The organism is Paraburkholderia bannensis, assembly GCF_014200455.1.
Classification (GTDB): Bacteria; Pseudomonadota; Gammaproteobacteria; order Burkholderiales; family Burkholderiaceae; genus Paraburkholderia; species Paraburkholderia bannensis_A.
This window is the reverse complement of sequence record NZ_JACHBW010000015.1, coordinates 92,286-111,308: the sequence shown is the minus strand read 5'-3', so window position 1 is coordinate 111,308 and position 19,023 is coordinate 92,286. Positions and strand designations below refer to the sequence as shown.

The window sequence follows — 19,023 nt, the reverse complement described above, 5'->3', positions numbered from 1 at the left end:
GGGCTCCAGTCGATTCACCCCTGCGCATCAGGCACGCCGCGCGTTGGCACGCGGTGCGAGCCCGCTTGCGCCCATGAAAAACGTAGAACGCAGAGGAGAGAACCAAGATGGCACGCAACAACCCAGGCAATAACCGCAACCTGACGCTTCGCGCACCTGTGCTGATCGCCGCGCTGGCCGGTCTCTGGAGCGCCGGCGCGTTCGCCCAGACCAACGAGGTGAAGATCGGCTTCGCCGCGCCGCTCACCGGCGGCCAGGCTCACTATGGCGCGGACTTCCGCAGCGGCGTGGAAATGGCGATCGAGGACGAAAACGCCACCAACCCGACCATCGGCGGCAAGCCCGTGCACTTCGTGCTGGATGCCTACGACGATCAGGCCGACCCGCGCACCGGCACGACCGTCGCGCAAAAGCTCGTCGACGACAACGTCGCCGCCGTGATCGGCCACTTCAACTCGGGCACAAGCATCCCGGCCGCGCCGATCTACGCCAAAGCCGGCATCCCCGAAATCGCCACCGCCACCGCGCCTGCCTACACGCGCCAGGGCTTGCCGACCACCTTCCGCCTCGTCACCTCGGATGCGCAGCAAGGCAGCGTGCTGGGCGCTTACGTGGTGAAGGATCTGAAGTTCAAGCGCTTCGCCGTGATCGATGACCGCACGGCCTATGGCCAGGGCGTGGCCGAGGAATTCGCCAGATCCGTGAAGGCGGCGGGCGGCACGGTGGTCGCGCAGGAATTCACCAACGACAAGGCGGTCGACTTCCGCTCGATCCTCACCCACATCAAATCGGCGGATGTCGATGCGATCTTCTACGGCGGCGCCGACACCCAGGCCGCACCGATGCTCAAGCAGATGAAGTCGCTCGCCATCAAGGCGACGCTGATCGGCCCTGACATGGTCCATTCCGCCGAGCTGATCAAGATCGCAGGTCCGGCCGCCGAGGGCGCGCTGGCTTCGTCGGGCGGCAGCCCGCTCGAACAGATGCCGGGCGGCAAGAGCTATGTCGAGCGTTACTCGAAGCGCTTCAACAAGCCGGTCGAACTGTACTCGCCGTACGCCTATGACGGCACGCGCGCGGTGTTCGCGGCGATGAAGAAAGCCAATTCGACCGATCCGCACATCTACCTGGCTTCGCTCAAGACCACGGCGATGAAGGGCGTGACCACCAACGAACTGGGCTACGACCAGTACGGCGACCTGAAATACGGCGGCGTGACCGTCTACAAGGTCGTCAACGGCCAGTGGCAGCCGCTCACGACGGTCGGCACGAAGTAAGCGCGAGCCAGCAAAGTAAGTGAACGCTCACGTCACGCGCCGGCGGGCTGCGCGGCGGACACGGGACAGCCGGCGGTACCCGGCTGCGGCGCGCAAACCGGCAGGCACCTTCTCCGTCTGCCGATATGCGCGCCGGGTTGACACGGGCTCTCGCCGCACGCGGGAGCCCGTTTTTTTTTGCTCTGCATCTATTTCTTGCGCGCTGCCGGCAAGCGTGACACGAAGTCGCGCAGCACCGTCGCGCGGGGCTTAGAGCGCTTTTAGGGTCGGGTGGAAACGGGCATTCGGTCGCGCGGAGCGGAACCGAACTACAATGCATGCCGTCCACTGGTTTGCCGGTCGTTCGTTAATTGTGGTTTGAGTCTCGAACGCCGTCCCGTTTGCACCGAACATGCCCCGTTTTTCCAGACTTACCCCATTCCTGCTGATTCCGCTGGTTGCTGCCCTCGGCGCATGCTCGTCGGCCAAGCCCTCCAACCAGTTTCAGGACGACCAGTTGCTGAGCAGCGCGCCCAGCCAGTTCTCGCGCAACTTCAGCTACGCGAGCGCCGATGCCTGCGAGGCCTCGCGCCGCGCGCTGCTAAGCCAGGGCTACATGACGACGATGACGCACAACGACACCGTCGACGCCACCAAGAACTTCCAGCCGACGAGCGACCAGCACATCGTCGTGGAAGTGCACGTGGTCTGTACCGTGGCCGACGCGACCAACACCAGCATGGTCTACGTGAACGCCGTGCAGAACGGCTATGCGCTCAAGAAGAGCGACACGTCGGCGAGTGTGGGTTTGTCGATTCTGGGGTCGGTGTCGCTGCCCATCCGCTCGAATAGCGATGAGATGGTGAAGGTGTCGAGCGAGACGATCCAGTCGGGGGCGTTCTATACGCGCTTTTTCGATCTGGTCGGCAAGTATCTGAATACCGTTGCGAAGAGCGAGCCGGTGCCGGGCAGCGGCGCGATCAAGATTACCCCCCTGCCGCCGAGCCTGGAGCCGTCCCCGGCGCTGGCCAATGGCGGCGTGCCGGGTGTGGCGACGCCGGGTATGTCGGCCTCGCCGGCTGCCGCGGTGACGGCTGCATTTACTGGCGCAGCAGCGGTTCATAACGACGCGCTGCCCGCCACGCCGGTGCTGGGCGCGATGCAGCCGATTCAGCCGACTGCGTCGGCGCAAACCGGTCAGGCCGTGCACGCGGTCATGCCGGTGGCTGCACCCGCTACGGCGACGCTGCTGACGCCGGTTGTGCCTGCCGCAGTCGCGGCGGCGGCCAGCGCGGCGAGTGCGGCTAGCCCGAGCACTGCGGCCGTGCCCGCGGCGGCGGCCGCTTCTGCTGCGCAGGCTTCGGCAGCACTGCCCGCCAGCGCGGCGGCCAGCGCCGCCCCTTCGAGCGCCACGCCAGCGGCGGCGGCCAAGGCCCCCTGACGCTTACCTCACCCGGCGCCACGGGGAATCGCGCAAAGCAGGCTTAGCGCAGCCCCGCCATCATCGCCCCCATCCCCACCAGCAGGCTGCCCATCAGGCGATTGACCGCGCGCAGACGGCGCGGCCGTTGCAGCACATGGCGCAGCCGGTGCGAAAACAGCGCCATCGACGCCACGCCGCCCGCGAACAGCACCGCAAAGGTCGCCGCCAGCACCAGATACTGGCGATTCGCGCCCCACGCCGCATCGGCGCTGATGAATTGCGGAAAAAACGACGGAAAGAACAGCAGCGTCTTCGGATTGAGCCCCGAGGTGGCGAACCCTCGCCAGAACAGATCGCGATGCGAAGTGAGCGCCAGCTCCGCCGCATCGCTTTCTTCAGGGCCGCCCAGCGTGCGGCTGCGCCACTGCTTGCAGCCCAGCCACACCAGATAGGCCGCGCCGACCCATCGCAACACAGTGAGCGAGTGCCCACTGATGAGCAGCAGCGAATTCAGACACAAGGCCGTCAGCACGAGTTGCAACAGCACCGCGAGCGTACCGCCCCAGACGCAGGGGAGCGCGCGGCGCCAGCCGGCGTGCAGCGCCTGGCTCATGGTGAGCACGTTGACGGGACCGGGGGTGTAGACGAGGACCAGCGCGGCGGCGAGAAAGGACAAATACAGCTGGAGCGACATTTCCGGGAATTCTGGCGAAGGCGTTTGGATGGAAGCGGCCTGCCCGCTAGAGCGAGGTCGAGCCGCACAACGACAAAAAATCGGCAACAAAAAACCGCGCAAAAGCGCGGTTTCCAATGCCATCCGCCCGATCGGACGCCGCAGGCCGCGAGATAATCGCGCGCCGCGCCCGATGGCCGCCGCAGGATGCAGCGAAGGATCGGCTCAGACGGTCCACCGCGGCTTGTGGCTGCGGCGGCGCACCCCGACGCGGGGAGGTGGCCGCGTGGGTCGTGCCGGGCGAGAGGGCATGTGAAAAATATACCGGGATTGGGGCTGGATTTGCTTCCTGTTTTCCAGCCAGAACCGCCCTCAACCGGAATATCCTTCCGTTAAAATCGGCTTTCCCCGTACACGATTCTTTTTTGCCATGAGCGCCCGCGAACGTCAGCCCAAAACCCTCGACAACCAGGACCGCAAGATCCTGCGCGCCCTGCAGCAGAACGCGCGTCTGTCCAACGCCGAACTCGCCGAGCAGGTCGGCATGTCCACCACGGCCTGCTGGAACCGCACGCGTCAGCTCGAAACCGACGGTTATATCGACGGCTACGTGGCGCTGGTGAACCAGCGCAAACTCGGTTTCGCCGATATCGTGATTCTGGAAGTCACGCTCGATCGCCATGAGGACGACGCGCTCGCGCGCTTTGGCTCGGAGCTCGCGGCGCTGCCCGAAGTGCTGGAGGCGTATCTGGTTTCCGGCGAATACGATTACTGGATCAAGGTGGCCGTGGATGGCACGGCGGGCTACGAACGCTTCCTGCGCGAGAAGCTCTATCGCATCTCCAGCATTCGCCATAGCCGTTCGATGTTCGCGCTGCGCTGCATGAAGGATGTAGCGTCGATACAGGTTTGATTCGGCATCCGAATCATATGTTGGGCGAGCGCGCCCCGCTCGCTCGCAGGATCATCTTGACGACTTCTTGCGTCGTGGTCTCGAAGCTGGCCGCCGACAATGCGCGCTTGCCCGCGAGCGCGCGAATCTGCGCTTCGAAATCCGCGTAGTGCTGCGTGGTGGCCCAGATCATGAAGAGCAACGTTCTGGGCTCGACGGGCGCGAGCAGACCCTCCGCGATCCAGCGCTCGATCAACGTCACGCGCGACTCCATCCATGGCTTCACACGCTTCAGAAGAATGTCCTGCATATGAGTCGCGCCGCTGATGATTTCGTTGGCCCACACCTTCGAGCCTAGCGGCCTGCGCCGCGACAGTTCCATCTTCGCGCGCACGTAGCCGCCAATTGCCTCGACGGGGTCGTCGCTCGCGTCGAAGGTATCGGCCGCTGCGTTCCACTCCTCGAACAGATCGTCCAGCACGCGCCAGTAAAGCGAAAGCTTGGTTGGGAAGTAGTAATGCAGATTCGCTTTGGGCAGGCCCGCGCGTTCGGCAATCAAAGCCGTGCTCGCGCCTTCAAAGCCGCGCTCGGCGAACACGGCTTCCGCGCACGCGAGCAGATGCGTTTCGTTCGACGCGCGAATCGACGCCTTGCGGCGTGGCTTCTTCGCGCTGTCCTGCTGCTCGCGTGCAGTCCCGCTTTGGCGCAGTGCGAGATTCGCGGCTGGCGTGCTGGTTTCGTCGTCGCGCATGGCATCGGTCCGTTCGGAAAGAAAGGCATCGCAAGGCGGTGGGTCAAAGCGTTGGCCAACGCGACGCCGGGTTCATTGTAGACACGCGTCACGGGCAATGTGCTCGCACTCTTGACGAATGCGCGGGTAAACCTGTGTACCGCGCCCGCGCGCCCCAGGCGTTTTCGCGCACTGCAACATCGATGGCACGCTTCTCGCTCGTATTACCGCATTGAATTCCCTTTAGTTATAGCCTACAACCTGTCCAATCGGACAGGATTCGGCAAGCGGGATTTCACTGCCCCGAATGAGTGTCGCGCGCATGCACCGCGATTGCGCAACACGCCCCAGACGATGGCACCGATGCACGCTTCATGAACACAAACGCCGTCGCGAACCCCACAGCGGCCCCATGAAAAACCGCCTCGCGACGCAACGCCCAGTCGAACATTGACAGGAGAGCCCGCATGAACGTAGTAAGCGAAGCCGCGCTGAGCACCGCGATTCACGTGAATGGCCAGCGACTCTGGGACAGTCTGATGGAGATGGCGAAGATCGGCGCGACGCCCAAAGGCGGCGTGTGCCGCCTCGCGCTCACGGACCTCGATAAAGAGGGCCGCGATCTGATCGTGAAGTGGGCAAAGGAAGCGGGCTGCACGGTGAGCGTCGATCAGATGGGCAATGTGTTCATGCGCCGCGCGGGCCGCAACAACGATCTGCCGCCCGTGATGACCGGCTCGCATGCGGATTCGCAGCCCACCGGCGGCCGGTTCGACGGCATCTACGGCGTGCTGGGCGGTCTTGAAGTGATCCGCTCGCTCAACGATCACGGCATCGAAACCGAACACCCGATCGAAACCGTCATCTGGACCAACGAAGAAGGCTCGCGCTTCGCGCCCGCGATGGTGGCGTCCGGCGTATTCGCGGGCGTATTCACCCTCGATTACGGGCTGTCGCGCAAGGACGTGGACGGCAAGACCATCGGAGAGGAACTCAAGCGCATCGGTTACGCAGGCGATCTGCCGTGCGGCGGCCGCAAGATTCACGCGGCCTTCGAATTACATATCGAACAAGGCCCGATTCTCGAAGCCGAGAACAAAACGATTGGCGTAGTCACCGACGCACAAGGTCAGCGCTGGTATGAAGTTGTCCTGACCGGTCAGGAAGCGCATGCGGGCCCGACCCCGATGCCGCGACGCCGCGACGCGTTGCTCGGCGCCTCGCGCGTCGTGCAACTCGTCAACGAAATCGGCCTGCGTCACGCGCCGCTTGCCTGCGCGACGGTTGGCATGATGCAGGTGCATCCGAACTCCCGCAACGTGATTCCGGGCCGCGTGTTCTTCACCGTCGACTTCCGCCATCCGCTCGATGAAGTGCTCGCTCAAATGGATGCCGAGTTGCGCGAAGGCATCGCTCGGATCGTCGAGCAGGGCAAGCTGGAAGCCGAAGTCGAACAGATTTTCTACTACGCGCCGGTGCCGTTCGACCAGGCCTGCGTGAAATCCGTGCGCGCCGCCGCCGAGCGCTTTGGCTACTCGAATCGCGACATCGTTTCCGGCGCGGGCCACGACGCCTGCTATCTGGCGACGGTCGCGCCCACCTCGATGGTGTTCGTGCCGTGCATCGACGGCATCAGCCACAACGAGATCGAAGACGCAACCCAGCAATGGATCGAGGCCGGCGCGAACGTGTTGCTGCATGCAATGCTGGAGCGCGCGAGCGAGCCGGGCTGATCTTTCGTTAGCTAGACCAGCAAAGCCATAAGAAAGCCGTTCCCCACGTACCGGCCGGCGCGCCTCGCGCGCAGTCGGCGGACCCGTGTTTTGCCTCGCAAGGAGCATCCGGATGTCCCACTCCGCAAAAAACACTACGCGCAGCACGCCAGGCATCGTCGCAGGACGGATCAGCGCGCAAGAACTGGGCTGCCAGTTTGCCGATGTCGCGCCGCCGCTTTCCGGCAATGCGGCGGTGATCGCCTCTGACCGCTGCCACTATTGCTACGACGCACCCTGCGTCGCGGCCTGCCCCACCGGCATCGACATTCCCGGCTTTATTCGCAAGATCGGCAACGGCAATCTGAAAGGCGCGGCGCGCGATATTCTCAGCGCCAATCCTCTGGGCGGCATGTGCTCTCGTGTTTGCCCAACGGAGATTCTGTGCGAAGGCGCCTGCGTGAGAAATCATCAGGATGGCGAACCGGTTCAGATCGGCGCGCTGCAACGTCATGCCACCGACTTCCAGATGGCGCGCGAGGCCGCAGGCGCCACGCCGCTGTTCCATCGCACGAGCGAGACGGGGCGCACCGTCGCCGTGGTTGGCGCGGGGCCTGCAGGGCTGGCGTGCGCGCATACACTCGCGCTCGCGGGCCACGACGTAAGCGTGTTCGATGCGCGCGAGAAGCCCGGCGGCCTCAACGAATATGGCATCGCGGCGTACAAAACCGTAGAAGACTTCGCTCAAAAGGAAGTCGCCTGGCTGCTGTCGATCGGTGGCATCGAGTTGAAGCAAGGCCGGCAACTGGGCCGCGATTTCACGCTCGACACGCTGCTTGGCGAATTCGACGCCGTGTTTATCGGCGTGGGCCTGAGTGGCACGCACGCGCTAAAGATCGAAGGCGAAGCGCTCGAAGGCGTGCGCGACGCGGTGGACTTCATCGCACAACTGCGCGAATCGAGCGATCTCGCCACGCTGCCCGTGGGCCGCCGCGTGGTGGTGATCGGCGGCGGCAATACCGCCATCGACGCCGCCGTGCAAAGCCGCAAGCTGGGCGCGGAGCGCGTCACGCTCGTATACCGTCGGGGCAGCGCGCACATGAGCGCAACAGGGGCCGAGCAGGAATTCGCGCGCCAGCAGGGTGTGACGATCGTGGAGTGGATGAAGCCCGTGCGCATCACGGGCGACGGTGCGGTAGAGGCCGTGGAGTTCGAGCGCACAGCGCTCGATGCGAACGGCGCGCTTCAAGGCACCGGCGAGATCGAACGCATCGAAGCCGACATGGTGCTCAAGGCCATCGGCCAAAAGCTCTTGCCTGAAGGCCTGGACGCGTTGCAATTGAGCGCAGGCGGCGCGCGCATCGCCGTGGATGCCGATGGCGCGACTTCGCTGGCAGGCGTATGGGCCGGCGGCGATTGCGCGGGACACGGCGCAACCGATCTCACCGTGCAGGCGGTGCAGGACGGCAAGCTCGCGGCGCGCGCCATCGACCGCTGGCTCGCCGCGCAAACCGGCAAGGCCGCATAAAGCACGAACGCACCAGCAAACGCCCCACACCGATAAAACAAGGAGTTGCATCATGGCCGATCTGCGCTGCTCGATTGCCGGTATTGAATCGCCCAATCCGTTCTGGCTGGCCTCCGCGCCGCCCACCGACAAGGCCTACAACGTCAACCGCGCCTTCGAGGCGGGCTGGGGCGGCGTGGTCTGGAAAACGCTAGGCCTCGACCCGCATGTGGTCAACGTCAGTTCGCGCTACGGCGCGACTACCTGGCGCGGCCAGCGCATCGCCGGCCTGAACAATATCGAACTGATAACCGACCGCCCGCTCGACGTCAATCTCAAGGAAATCGCCCAGGTGAAGCGCGACTGGCCGGATCGCGCGCTGATCGTGTCGCTGATGGTGCCGTGCACCGAGAGCGACTGGAAGTGGATCCTGCCGCTGGTCGAAGACACTGGCGCCGATGCGGTGGAACTGAACTTCGGCTGCCCGCACGGTATGAGCGAGCGCGGCATGGGCGCGGCCGTCGGACAGGTGCCCGAATACATCGAAATGGTCACACGCTGGGTCAAGGAGGGCACGCGGCTGCCCTGCCTCGTCAAGCTCACGCCCAACGTCACGGATATTCGCCACGGCGCGCGCGCGGCGCTCAAGGGCGGCGCCGACGGCGTCTCGCTCATCAACACCATCAATTCGATCGTGGGCGTCGATCTGGACGTCATGGCGCCGCTGCCGACCGTCGACGGCAAGGGCACGCACGGCGGCTACTGCGGCCCCGCCGCCAAGCCCATCGCGCTGCACATGGTGGCCGAAATCGCCCGCGATCCGCAAACGCAGGGTTTGCCGATCTCTGGCATCGGCGGCATTTCCGACTGGCGCGACGCCGCAGAATTCATGGTGCTGGGCGCGGGCAGCGTGCAGGTTTGCACCGCCGCGATGCATTATGGATTCCGAATCGTCGACGATATGATCGACGGCCTGTCGAACTGGATGGACGACAAGGGCTACGCCAACCTCGACGCGATTCGCGGTCGCGCGGTGCAGAACGTCACCGACTGGCAGTACCTCAATCTGGACTACGACATCAAGGCGCGCATCGATCAGGACCGCTGCATCCAGTGCGGGCTGTGCCATATCGCCTGCGAAGACACCTCGCACCAGGCCATCACCGCAACGAAGGACGGCCAGCGGCACTTCGAAGTGGTCGATGCGAATTGCGTCGGGTGCAATTTATGCATGCATGTCTGCCCGGTCGACGCATGCATCACGATGGAGCGCGTCGATTCCGGGCGCTACTCGAACTGGACCACGCATCCCAACAATCCCGGCCGCGTAGCCGATCCGAAGGCCGCCTGATCCACCGGTACTAAAAAAGCCCAATAAACCGAACGACAAGACACGGAGAATCCGCATCATGAGCCAGCCAGCAGCCAGCGGTGACGTAGGCGAAGCCAGCGCGCGCCGCAGCGCCAGCGAGTTGTACAACGACGACCTCGCGCCCACCGGCGTCGCGCAGCGCACCTGGCGCTGGTATCACTTCGCGGCGCTGTGGGTGGGAATGGTGATGAACATCGCCTCCTATATGCTCGCCGCCGGGCTCACCGAGCAGGGCATGTCGCCGTGGCAAGCCGTTATCACCGTGCTGCTGGGCAACGTGATCGTGCTGGTGCCGATGCTCGCCATCGGCCATGCGGGCGCGAAATACGGCATCCCGTATGCGGTGCTGGTGCGCTCGTCGTTCGGCACGCAGGGCGCGAAACTGCCCGCCATGCTGCGCGCCATCGTGGCGTGCGGCTGGTACGGCATCCAATCCTGGCTGGGCGGCAGCGCCATCTACACGCTCGCCAACATCCTCTTCCATAACGCGCTGGTGGGCGACGCGCTGCCATTTCTGGGCATCTCCATCGGTCAGGGCGCGTGCTTCCTGCTGTTCTGGGTGTTGCAGCTTTACTTCATCCTGCATGGCACGGATTCGATCCGCTGGCTCGAAAGCTGGTCCGCGCCCATCAAGGTGGTGATGTGCGTGGCGCTGGTCTGGTGGGCCTGCTCGAAAGCGGGCGGCGTGGGCAGCATGCTGTCGCAACCCTCGCAATTCGCCGCGGGCGGCAAGAAAGCCGGCCTCTTCTGGGTCACGTTCTGGCCGAGCCTCACGGCGATGGTGGGCTTCTGGGCCACGCTCGCGCTCAATATCCCCGACTTCACACGCTTCGCGAAAACGCAGAAGGATCAGCTCGTCGGCCAGGCAATCGGCCTGCCGATTCCGATGGCGCTGCTCTCCGTGGTGTCGGTCGTGGTGACGTCCGCAACGGTGGTGATCTACGGCAAGGCGATCTGGGACCCCATCGACCTGACCAGCCGCATGGAAGGCATTGGCGTGGGCATCGCGCTCGTGATTCTCACGCTCGATACGATGTGCTGCAATCTGGCCGCGAATCTGGTCGGCCCGGCCTACGATTTTTCGAGCCTGTGGCCCAAGGGCATTTCGTACAAGGCAGGCGGCCTCATCACGGCAGGCATCGCCATCGTCATGATGCCGTGGAAGATTCTGGCCACCACGCAGGGCTATATCTTCACGTGGCTGGTGGGATATTCGGCACTGCTTGGCCCGGTCGCGGGCATTCTGATGGTCGATTACTTCCTGATTCGCCGCACGCGGCTGGATACGGAACAACTCTTCGAGGAAAGCGGCGAATATGCCTATTCGAACGGCTGGAATCCCGCCGCCGTGATCGCGCTGCTCGCAGGCGTGCTGCCGAATCTCCCCGGCTTTCTCAACGAGGCGTTTCCGAACGCCTTCCCTTCCGTGCCCGATGCGTTCAAGGGACTCTATACCTATGCGTGGTTCGTTGGACTCGCGATTGCCGCCATCGTCTACGGCGTGCTGATGAAGCTGGGCAAGAGCCGCAGGCCGAGCGTCGCGAATGCGTGACAGCATGAAACCACTGGAAATGCAGGCTCAAACTGTAGGAGACATAGCATCATGGCGATCCTGATTCGAGGCGGCACCATCGTGGACGCGGATAAAACCTGGCGCGCCGACGTGCTCTGCGACAACGGCACGATCACGGCGATCGGCGAAAACCTTGACGCGCCCGCCGGGGCCACCGTGGTCGACGCGGGCGGCCAGTATGTGATGCCGGGCGGCATCGACCCGCATACGCATATGGAACTGCCCTTCATGGGCACCAAGGCGCACGACGACTTCTATACGGGCACGGCGGCGGGCCTCGCGGGCGGCACGACGTCGATTATCGACTTCGTGATTCCCAACCCGAAGCAGCCGCTCATGGAAGCGTTTCGCGAGTGGCGCGGCTGGGCCGAAAAAGCCGCCGCCGACTACGCTTTTCACGTCGCCGTGACGTGGTGGGACGAAAGCGTGCATCGCGATATGGGCCTGCTCGTCAACGACCACGGCGTATCGAGCTTCAAGCATTTCATGGCATACAAGAACGCCATCATGGCCGACGATGAAATCCTCGTGAACAGCTTCGCGCGCGCGCTCGAACTGGGCGCCCTGCCCACCGTCCACGCGGAAAATGGCGAACTCGTCTTCCAGCTTCAGCGGCAACTGCTTGCGCGCGGCTTCACGGGACCGGAGGCGCATCCGCTTTCACGTCCGCCCGAAGTGGAAGGCGAAGCCGCGAACCGCGCGATCCGCATCGCCCAGGTGCTGGGCGTGCCGGTGTATATCGTGCACGTTTCCGCGAAAGAAGCGCTGGAAGCCATCACGCGAGCGCGCGCCGAAGGCCAGCGCGTGTTCGGCGAAGTGCTTGCGGGACATCTGGTGATCGACGAAGCCGTCTATCGCGATCCCGACTGGACGCGCGCCGCCGCGCACGTCATGAGCCCGCCGTTCCGCACCAAGGAACATCGCGATGCGCTCTGGCGCGGTCTGCAAGGCGGTCTGCTGCAAACCACGGCCACCGACCATTGCGTGTTCTGCGCCTCGCAGAAAGCCATGGGCCGCGACGATTTCACACGGATTCCTAATGGATGCGGCGGAGTCGAAGACCGCATGGCGATTCTCTGGGACCAGGGCGTGAATACGGGACGGCTGACGCCGAACGAATTCGTGCGCGTCACCTCCACCAACGCCGCGCAGATCTTCAACCTCTATCCGCGCAAAGGCGCGGTGGCCGTGGGGGCGGACGCCGATCTCGTCGTCTGGGACCCAGAAGCCACGCGCACGATTTCGGTAAAGACGCATCACCAGAACGTGGACTTCAATGTCTTCGAAGGCATGACGGTGCGCGGGGTGCCCACGCATACGGTCTCGCAGGGCGAGCTGGTTTGGGCTGATGGCGACTTGCGTGCGCGCCGCGGCGCAGGCCGCTATCTGAAGCGGCCCGCGAATCCGGGCTATCTGCAGGCCTCGCGCCTGGCGAAGCAACTGAAGGAAACCGAGCCGGTGCATCGCGAAGGCGACAAGGTCGCCTGAGCGGGCGCATCAAGCTGGATCGATCTGCATCAAGACAGCATCAATACTGCACGACGATCGTCACGCGGCGATTGAGCGCGCGGCTTGCGGGGTCGGTGCCGGCAACGAGCGGGAAGTTGTCGGCCCGGCCGATTGCCGCGAGGCGATGCGGCTCGACGCCGCGCTCCACCAGATAGCGCACCACGGCGCCCGCGCGCGCCGACGACAGCTCCCAGTTCGAGGCGTAACGCGCGTTGGCGATAGGCGTGCTGTCCGTATGCCCTTCCACGAGGATGTTGCCATCGGGCACTTGCGCAAGCACGCCGGCAACGCGGCTCAACACGCCGAACGACTCCGGCAGCAACGCGGCGTCGCCCGCATTGAACAGGATCCTCGCATTGATGCCGATCTCCATGCCGTGCGGCACAGGCGAAACGGTGATCTCACCGCTCGCGCGCAAGGGACCCAGCGAAGCCAGCAAGACGCGTTCGGGGTTCTGTGACGGCGCGGGTTTTGCAGGCGTTGTCTGCGTCTGCACCGTCTGCACCGCCTGGGACTGGGCGCGCAGTTCCTGTTCGTGACGCCTGGCAAGCTGCATGGCGTAGAGCGCGAGGAACAGCACCATCATCGTCGTGACGAGGTCCGCGTATGACAGCAGCCAGCGGCCCGTTTGCCCGGAATGCTCGCCGCTCTCTTCCTCGTCGTGATCGAGTAGTCCCGCCAGCAGATCGCGCGCTGCGGGCTTATCGGATGAGATTTGCATGCTGATGATCCGCTCGCACTCAGTTGACGGCCGCGCTCTGGCGCGCCCACGCGTTCGCATCGTTGCGCCCGCCCGCATGCGTCGTCACTTCGCCCGAAAGACGCGTGGCGATCATATGCGGCGTCTCCTTGCGCGAAATCGCCAGCAGGCCGTCCAGATAGAGCTTGCGCAGGCGCAGTTCGCTTTCGATATGCGCGCGCATCTTGCCGTACAGCGGCAGGAACACCAGATTCGCCAGCGCAAGCCCGTAGAGCGTGGCGACGAAGGCCACTGCGATGCCCGTTCCGAGTTGCGACGGCTCGACCAGATGCGCGGTCACCTGGATCAATCCCAGCACCGAACCCAGAATGCCGAAGGTCGGCGCATAGCCGCCCGCCTGCTGCCAGACGCGCGCCGCCGCCAGATGCGTGCGGCCATAGTTTTCCAGTTCGCGGTTGAGCGCATCTTCGAGCACGGCGGTGGACACACCACCCGCCAGCAGTTCCAGGCCGCGTCGCGCGAAGGGATGGATACCCGTCCAGTCCATCGACTCGAACGCGAGCAGGCCGTTGAGCTTGGCCTGATCGCCCCATTCGAGCACGGCGGCAAGACTGGCTTCATCGACCTGCTGCGCGCGCACGAACACCGTGCGCAAGCGGCGGATCGCGTCGAAAAAGCGCGCCCACGTGTTCTGGATCATCACCGCGCCCAGTGTTCCACCCAGCACGACCACCAGCGCCTCGGGCTGCAACAGCGCGCCGAAGTGACCGCCTTCCAGGATGAAGCCCACCACGACGGCCGTGCCGCCAAGCAGGACTCCGAACAAAGTCAACAGATCCATGCGTGTTTCCAGATAAGAATGGGTAAAGGCGACGCGCGTGCACGATCAGCGCGCCCGCATCATGCAGGCGCGCCAGGCGATGAGCCGTCGCTCGAATCAATCGTCGTGTTAAGCGGCGCGCGCCCTGAGTTCGCGCACAGCGCTGATGAGGCGCGCCTCGATGCCTTCCAGTTCGAGCGGGTCGGACTTGATCTCGCGACGCATGAGCCAGGAGATTTCGTTCTTGCGCGCTTCGGACAGCACCGATTGCAGACGCTCGGACACAGCCGGATCCTGGAGCGACGCCAACAGCTTCGCGAGATCGTAGGTATCGAGCGCGTTGACCGCGTCAAACAGCGTGCGTTGATCGACGAACAGCAGATCGTCGAGCGTCTTTACCTCGCCCGAGCCGCGATTCGCGCGCTTGCTGAAGTACGCGACGCCCTTTTGCTCGACGAAGTTCAGCACCTTCGATTTGCGGAACGCGAACAGCTCGTCGGCGATCTCGCCATGCGAGAGCTTGTTGAGCAGCAGCGTGCGCTCGACGCCGATCAGCGCTTCGAGATCGCCCAGCTCGATGAGTTCGAGTTCGCTGTTGATCGAGACGTCCAGATCGTGGTCGGCCACCTGTCCTGCGCGATCGATGATACGGACCGGATCGAACGTGACGACCTGACGGCCGAGCGCGCCATCGCCGCCATCCGCGCCGCCCAGGTGCGAAGCCGCCTGGCCCGATTCCATCGCGATGAGGTTGAGCTTTTCCATGCGGCGCAGCATCGCCATCACGTGCGGGCGCGAATGGCCCGCCACGGCGCGGCACTTGTGCACTACGTCCGCCAGCGCGACGCTCACTTCGCCCGCGCCCGGAGCCGGGCCCTGGCGCAACCAGCCGCCCTTGGGCTCGACCCGCTCAGCGCCCGCCAGCAGAGACAGCACGTGCGCGTAGGACACCACGCCGGGCATGAAATCGGCGTGCGTGTAAGTGGCGAGCTGATCGTCCTTCGCCTTCGCGCGACGGATCATGGTGCGCACGACGTGGCGCAGCAGCGGCGAGACGCGTTCGAGCTCGTCCTCGATGATGTTGGCGGGAATGACGGTGAGCTGGCAGAACGACAGCGCCTTGGCGGTGCTCGGGCGCGGCTCCGCACCCAGCAAAGCGCTTTCGCCGAAAAATTCGCCGCGGCCCAGCGTTGCCGTCACGACGCGCTTCTCTTCGCAGCGGGTTGAGATTTCGACTTTGCCGTCGGCGATAACGAAGAGCAGGCGCTCGCCCGCGTAGCCTTCCGAATAGATGACTTCGCCCGGCGCAGCGGTGCGCGACCATGTTTGACTGCGATTCAAGGTGTTTCCCCGTGTGCGGTGTCGTTGTCGACCGTCTTGAGCGCCCGGCCTGAGCGCTCATGGACGATCGATCTGGTTCTCGTATGACTGCCGTTTACGGCTTTACGCAGGGGGTTCTTGAATCAATTTGCATCGGCTTCGCGCGGGTGCAAGCGGGCAGGATTCAGCAGGTGGAATGCGTTGCAATCGATAGGCACGTTTTAGCGCTTCGATCGATGCAGATAGCGAGAAGGCAAACGATTGCGTTTGCTGTGCATGTGCACGCTTGGCAAGGCCGGGACAACGCATCCGGCCTCACTTTTTTGTTCAAGCCGCAAGCATCCCCGCCGCCCCCATCGACGAGCCATTCGCCGGCGGCACGACCACGCCCGCACGCGCAAAGCGGATCGCCTCCATCAAGGCCTCGTGCTCGCCCACGTGATTGGCCAGCAGCAGGATCAGTTGCGCGTTGACAGACTGGCTCTGCGCATCGTCGAGATCGCGATGCATGTCGATCAGCGCTTCGTAGAAATCGTCGGGGCGCGCGAGATTGGGTTGGGTATTCAGCATCGTCGTCTCCTGTCCCATCTTCATATCGTCGTTCGTTTTGTAATGGTCTGCATAATCGATTCGAAAGGCGGCGTGCTTTCGTTCGAGCAAAGCGGCCGCCCTTCGCATCATCGCCTCAAGCCGTACCTTCCACGCACAGCGCCCGCTTCAACGCGCGCTCCACGCGCGGCGCGCTGGCGCGATGCCAGCGTGCGCTCACGTGCTGATCCGGACGGATCAGATAGAACGCGCCGTCCTGCGCGCCGTAGCGCTGCGCCGCCAGACCTTGCGCATCGCGCAGCACCTTGGTGCCTGCGGGCAGGCCTTCGGGCTGTGCGCCCTCGCCGTCGATCACCGCCACGAAGTCAAGCGGCACCGCACCGCCTGCGAGCGCATCGAGCGCCGCGCGCGTCTGGCCATCCAGCGACGTGCCCGCGCGGCAAAACAGCAGCCCCGTGAAGCGTCCGCCAAGCTGCTTGAGCAACCATTGCGCGTTGCCTTGCGCATCGCTCAGCGGCGCGTCGGCGCATGACGCACCCGGCACCATCTGGCCGGTGAAACTGTCTTCATCGGCGGTGTTGAGCGTCGATTCGTGCAGCACCGCTGGCACCGAAAGGCGTCCGCTGTTGACAAGCTGGCGTGCAAACGCATGCTCGCGGGCCAGCGTGAGCACGGCGTCGCGGAACACGCGGCTCACCGCGCTCTTGGGGGTGATGAAATCGGTCGAACGCGTGGAATTGCGGATGTTTTCATCGGCCGCGTATTCGCGTTCGCTCGCATAGGTGTCGAGCAGCGCGTCGGGCGCACGATGCTCCAGCACCATCGCGAGTTTCCACGCGAGGTTTTCGCTGTCCTGGAAGCCGCTATTCGCGCCACGCGCACCGAACGGCGATACCAGGTGCGCAGAATCACCCGCGAACAGCACGTTGCCGTGCCGGAAGCTGTCCATACGCAGGCACGAAAACGTGTAAATGCTCACCCATTCGAGTTCGAATTTCACGTCCGGACCGAGCAGGGCGCGCACGCGCGGAATCACGCGTTCGGGCGTCTTTTCGAACACCGGATCGGCATCCCAGCCCAGCTGGAAATCGATACGCCAGACGTTATCGGGTTGCCGATGCAGCAGCACGGACTGATTCGGATGGAACGGCGGATCGAACCAGAACCAGCGCTCGGTCGGGAAATCGGCTTCCATTTTCACATCGGCGATCAGGAAGCGATCCTTGAACGTGCGGCCGTGGCTGTCGAGGCCCATGAGCTTGCGCACGGGACTGCGCGAACCGTCCGAGGCCACCACGTAACGCGCGAGCAGTTCATACGGGCCGTCGGGCGTTTCGATTTCGAGCGCGACATGAGCGTGGTCAGTGCGGGGCTCGCCACGCTGCGAGATGCCCGTGACCTTGTTTTTCCAGCGGATTTCGAGGTTCGGCAATGCCTGCGCGCGTTCGAGCAGGAAGCCCTCCACGTAGTACTGCTGAAGATTCACGAAGGCCGGACGATGATGCCCGCTTTCCGGCAGCAGATTGAAGGTGTAAACCAGCTCGTCCTTGCGGAACACCTTGCCTACGTTCCAGCTCACGCCTTTCTCGACCATGCGCTCGCCACAGCCAAGACGGTCGAAAATATCGAGCGAGCGCTTCGAGAAGCAGATCGCGCGCGAACCCGTGGAAAGGGTGCAATCGTCGTCGACGAGCACGACGTGGACGCCCTGCTGGGCGAGGTCGATCGCCGTGGCGAGGCCCACCGGGCCCGCGCCGACCACCACCACGGGCCGCACCGTCTTCACGCCGTCGCCTTGTTCATGGCAGCGTGCGTAATCGAACGTCAGAGATTGGTAATCGATCATGTGTCTCTCCGTCTCCTCCAGGAACGCTCAATCCTGCAGCGCGTCCCACATTTCCTTGTCGCGCTGCGCGGTCCAGATGCGCGGATGCGTGATGCCGCTCGCTTCGTCATACGCGCGCGTCACGTCGAACGGCAGGCAATGTTCGTAGATGAAAACGTGACCAAACTTCGGGTCCATCGCTTCGCGCGTGAGCGCCATCGCGCCCTTCAGATCGAGTTTCTGCGCGACGGCCGCGCGGCCCTGCGCCAGCAGCGTCGACACGAAGTCCTTCGTGTAATCGAGTCCCTTGTTCACTTCATCGGGATTGAGCAGCGCGGGGCCGCGCCCCGGCACCAGCTTTTGCGCGCCGAGCGAGCGCAGCGCTTCGAGCGTGGCGGGCCATTCGGCCAGTTGGGCGTCGCCGCAATAGCAGGCCGCGTCGTATTCCACCAGGTCGCCCGAGAACAGCACCTTCTGCTGCGGCAGCCACACCACCGTGTCGCCCTTCGTGTGGCCAGAGCCCAGATGCGCGATCTTCACTTCGAGCTTGCCGAGGAACAGCGTGATTTCCTTCTCGAACACCAGCGTCGGCCACGTGAGGCCCGGCACCGTTTCAACGCCGGCAAAGAGACGCGGGAAGCGCTCGATTTCCGACTTCATGTCCTGCTCGCCGCGCTCGACGATCATTTCGTAGGTGCCGCGGCTGGCGATGATCTGCTGCGCGCCTTCCTCGAAATACGCCGACGCGCCCAGCACGCGCACCGCGTGATAGTGCGAGAGCACCACGTATTTGATGGGTTTGTCGGTGACGCTGCGGATCTTCGCGATGAGGTCCTGCGCCATCGCGGGCGTGGCGGTGGTGTCGACGATCAGCACGCCGTCGTCGCCGATGATGACGCCCGAATTCGGATCGCCTTCGGTCGTGTACGCGTAGGCGTTTTCCGAAAGCTGCGTGAAGGTGACCTGCTTTTCTTCGAGGTCGGCCTGCGATGCGAACGCTTTTGCCATCTGAGTCTCCGTATCGGTGGGGAACGGGCGACGAGGCGAGGCTGAGCGCACGCGCCACGACGGCGCACGTGCGGGGACCGGCGCGCAGGGCCAGCCATTTTTGTCTCGCCCCGTCTCGTTTGGTTGAACCGCTGTTTTGCCGGGGTGAAGCCAT

Annotated in this window: 16 protein-coding genes; 8 read left to right on the top strand and 8 right to left on the bottom strand. The window is 64.3% G+C overall.

The window, feature by feature from the left end; translation table 11 throughout:
• The first annotated feature begins 107 nt into the window (after nucleotides 1-107).
• Together F4827_RS24115 and F4827_RS24110 are read left to right on the top strand one after the other, a co-directional pair.
• The gene (locus F4827_RS24115) at nucleotides 108-1,277 is read left to right on the top strand and encodes a branched-chain amino acid ABC transporter substrate-binding protein (RefSeq protein WP_183728383.1); all 1,170 of its coding nucleotides are present in this window, start codon (nucleotides 108-110) and stop codon (nucleotides 1,275-1,277) included.
• A gap of 391 nt (nucleotides 1,278-1,668) precedes the next feature.
• Nucleotides 1,669-2,697: a DUF2242 domain-containing protein gene (locus F4827_RS24110; RefSeq protein ID WP_183728380.1), complete on the top strand. Its 1,029-nt coding sequence runs from the start codon at nucleotides 1,669-1,671 to the stop codon at nucleotides 2,695-2,697.
• Between the two features lie 43 nt (nucleotides 2,698-2,740).
• Here the strand turns inward: F4827_RS24110 and F4827_RS24105 are convergent, their stop codons facing one another.
• Entirely contained in the window at nucleotides 2,741-3,373 is a 633-nt protein-coding gene (locus F4827_RS24105; RefSeq protein ID WP_183728377.1) for a LysE family translocator, read from the bottom strand.
• A gap of 409 nt (nucleotides 3,374-3,782) precedes the next feature.
• On the opposite strand from F4827_RS24105, the gene F4827_RS24100 reads away from it, so the two are divergent.
• Nucleotides 3,783-4,265 (top strand): Lrp/AsnC family transcriptional regulator, encoded by a 483-nt coding sequence (locus F4827_RS24100; protein WP_183728374.1) that lies wholly within the window; start codon nucleotides 3,783-3,785, stop codon nucleotides 4,263-4,265.
• 13 nt (nucleotides 4,266-4,278) lie between these two features.
• Here F4827_RS24100 and F4827_RS24095 read toward each other — a convergent pair whose 3' ends face one another.
• Nucleotides 4,279-4,995, bottom strand: coding sequence for a TetR/AcrR family transcriptional regulator (locus F4827_RS24095; protein ID WP_183728371.1), 717 nt, complete (start codon nucleotides 4,993-4,995; stop codon nucleotides 4,279-4,281).
• Between the two features lie 446 nt (nucleotides 4,996-5,441).
• Between F4827_RS24095 and F4827_RS24090 the strand changes: the two genes are divergently transcribed.
• From F4827_RS24090 to hydA, 5 genes are all read left to right on the top strand, one after another.
• Entirely contained in the window at nucleotides 5,442-6,707 is a 1,266-nt protein-coding gene (locus F4827_RS24090; protein WP_183728368.1) for a Zn-dependent hydrolase, read from the top strand.
• Nucleotides 6,708-6,819: 112 nt separating this feature from the next.
• Entirely contained in the window at nucleotides 6,820-8,214 is a 1,395-nt protein-coding gene (locus F4827_RS24085) for an NAD(P)-dependent oxidoreductase (RefSeq protein ID WP_183728365.1), read from the top strand.
• A gap of 52 nt (nucleotides 8,215-8,266) precedes the next feature.
• Complete coding sequence (preA, locus tag F4827_RS24080; protein ID WP_183728362.1) at nucleotides 8,267-9,544, top strand: NAD-dependent dihydropyrimidine dehydrogenase subunit PreA; 1,278 nt, start codon at nucleotides 8,267-8,269, stop codon at nucleotides 9,542-9,544.
• A 58-nt stretch (nucleotides 9,545-9,602) separates the two neighbouring features.
• Complete coding sequence (locus F4827_RS24075; protein WP_183728359.1) at nucleotides 9,603-11,117, top strand: NCS1 family nucleobase:cation symporter-1; 1,515 nt, start codon at nucleotides 9,603-9,605, stop codon at nucleotides 11,115-11,117.
• A gap of 51 nt (nucleotides 11,118-11,168) precedes the next feature.
• On the top strand, nucleotides 11,169-12,626 hold the full coding sequence (hydA, locus tag F4827_RS24070) for a dihydropyrimidinase (RefSeq protein WP_183728356.1): 1,458 nt from the start codon (nucleotides 11,169-11,171) through the stop codon (nucleotides 12,624-12,626).
• Nucleotides 12,627-12,666: 40 nt separating this feature from the next.
• Here the strand turns inward: hydA and F4827_RS24065 are convergent, their stop codons facing one another.
• The 6 genes from F4827_RS24065 to F4827_RS24040 all read right to left on the bottom strand — a co-directional run bounded on the left by F4827_RS24065 (nucleotide 12,667) and on the right by F4827_RS24040 (nucleotide 18,869).
• Nucleotides 12,667-13,368: an OmpA family protein gene (locus F4827_RS24065; protein ID WP_183728353.1), complete on the bottom strand. Its 702-nt coding sequence runs from the start codon at nucleotides 13,366-13,368 to the stop codon at nucleotides 12,667-12,669.
• 19 nt (nucleotides 13,369-13,387) lie between these two features.
• Entirely contained in the window at nucleotides 13,388-14,188 is an 801-nt protein-coding gene (locus F4827_RS24060) for a flagellar motor protein (protein WP_183728350.1), read from the bottom strand.
• A gap of 108 nt (nucleotides 14,189-14,296) precedes the next feature.
• Complete coding sequence (locus F4827_RS24055; protein WP_183728347.1) at nucleotides 14,297-15,508, bottom strand: cyclic nucleotide-binding domain-containing protein; 1,212 nt, start codon at nucleotides 15,506-15,508, stop codon at nucleotides 14,297-14,299.
• A 306-nt stretch (nucleotides 15,509-15,814) separates the two neighbouring features.
• Nucleotides 15,815-16,057 (bottom strand): DUF2783 domain-containing protein, encoded by a 243-nt coding sequence (locus F4827_RS24050; RefSeq protein ID WP_183728344.1) that lies wholly within the window; start codon nucleotides 16,055-16,057, stop codon nucleotides 15,815-15,817.
• Between the two features lie 115 nt (nucleotides 16,058-16,172).
• On the bottom strand, nucleotides 16,173-17,882 hold the full coding sequence (locus F4827_RS24045) for an FAD-dependent oxidoreductase (RefSeq protein WP_183728341.1): 1,710 nt from the start codon (nucleotides 17,880-17,882) through the stop codon (nucleotides 16,173-16,175).
• Between the two features lie 27 nt (nucleotides 17,883-17,909).
• Nucleotides 17,910-18,869, bottom strand: coding sequence for an MBL fold metallo-hydrolase (locus tag F4827_RS24040; RefSeq protein ID WP_183728338.1), 960 nt, complete (start codon nucleotides 18,867-18,869; stop codon nucleotides 17,910-17,912).
• Nucleotides 18,870-19,023 lie beyond the last annotated feature (154 nt).

Excerpts from the sequence above, each read along its gene's own strand:
- F4827_RS24110 (WP_183728380.1), top strand. The coding sequence starts at position 1,669 with ATGCCCCGTTTTTCCAGACTTACCCCATTCCTGCTGATTCCGCTGGTT.
- F4827_RS24115 (WP_183728383.1), top strand. The coding sequence starts at position 108 with ATGGCACGCAACAACCCAGGCAATAACCGCAACCTGACGCTTCGCGCA.
- F4827_RS24095 (WP_183728371.1), bottom strand. The coding sequence starts at position 4,995 with ATGCGCGACGACGAAACCAGCACGCCAGCCGCGAATCTCGCACTGCGC.
- F4827_RS24065 (WP_183728353.1), bottom strand. The coding sequence starts at position 13,368 with ATGCAAATCTCATCCGATAAGCCCGCAGCGCGCGATCTGCTGGCGGGA.
- F4827_RS24040 (WP_183728338.1), bottom strand. The coding sequence starts at position 18,869 with ATGGCAAAAGCGTTCGCATCGCAGGCCGACCTCGAAGAAAAGCAGGTC.
- F4827_RS24045 (WP_183728341.1), bottom strand. The coding sequence starts at position 17,882 with ATGATCGATTACCAATCTCTGACGTTCGATTACGCACGCTGCCATGAA.
- hydA (WP_183728356.1), top strand. The coding sequence starts at position 11,169 with ATGGCGATCCTGATTCGAGGCGGCACCATCGTGGACGCGGATAAAACC.
- F4827_RS24090 (WP_183728368.1), top strand. The coding sequence starts at position 5,442 with ATGAACGTAGTAAGCGAAGCCGCGCTGAGCACCGCGATTCACGTGAAT.
- F4827_RS24050 (WP_183728344.1), bottom strand. The coding sequence starts at position 16,057 with ATGCTGAATACCCAACCCAATCTCGCGCGCCCCGACGATTTCTACGAA.
- F4827_RS24105 (WP_183728377.1), bottom strand. The coding sequence starts at position 3,373 with ATGTCGCTCCAGCTGTATTTGTCCTTTCTCGCCGCCGCGCTGGTCCTC.
- F4827_RS24100 (WP_183728374.1), top strand. The coding sequence starts at position 3,783 with ATGAGCGCCCGCGAACGTCAGCCCAAAACCCTCGACAACCAGGACCGC.
- F4827_RS24060 (WP_183728350.1), bottom strand. The coding sequence starts at position 14,188 with ATGGATCTGTTGACTTTGTTCGGAGTCCTGCTTGGCGGCACGGCCGTC.
- preA (WP_183728362.1), top strand. The coding sequence starts at position 8,267 with ATGGCCGATCTGCGCTGCTCGATTGCCGGTATTGAATCGCCCAATCCG.
- F4827_RS24075 (WP_183728359.1), top strand. The coding sequence starts at position 9,603 with ATGAGCCAGCCAGCAGCCAGCGGTGACGTAGGCGAAGCCAGCGCGCGC.
- F4827_RS24085 (WP_183728365.1), top strand. The coding sequence starts at position 6,820 with ATGTCCCACTCCGCAAAAAACACTACGCGCAGCACGCCAGGCATCGTC.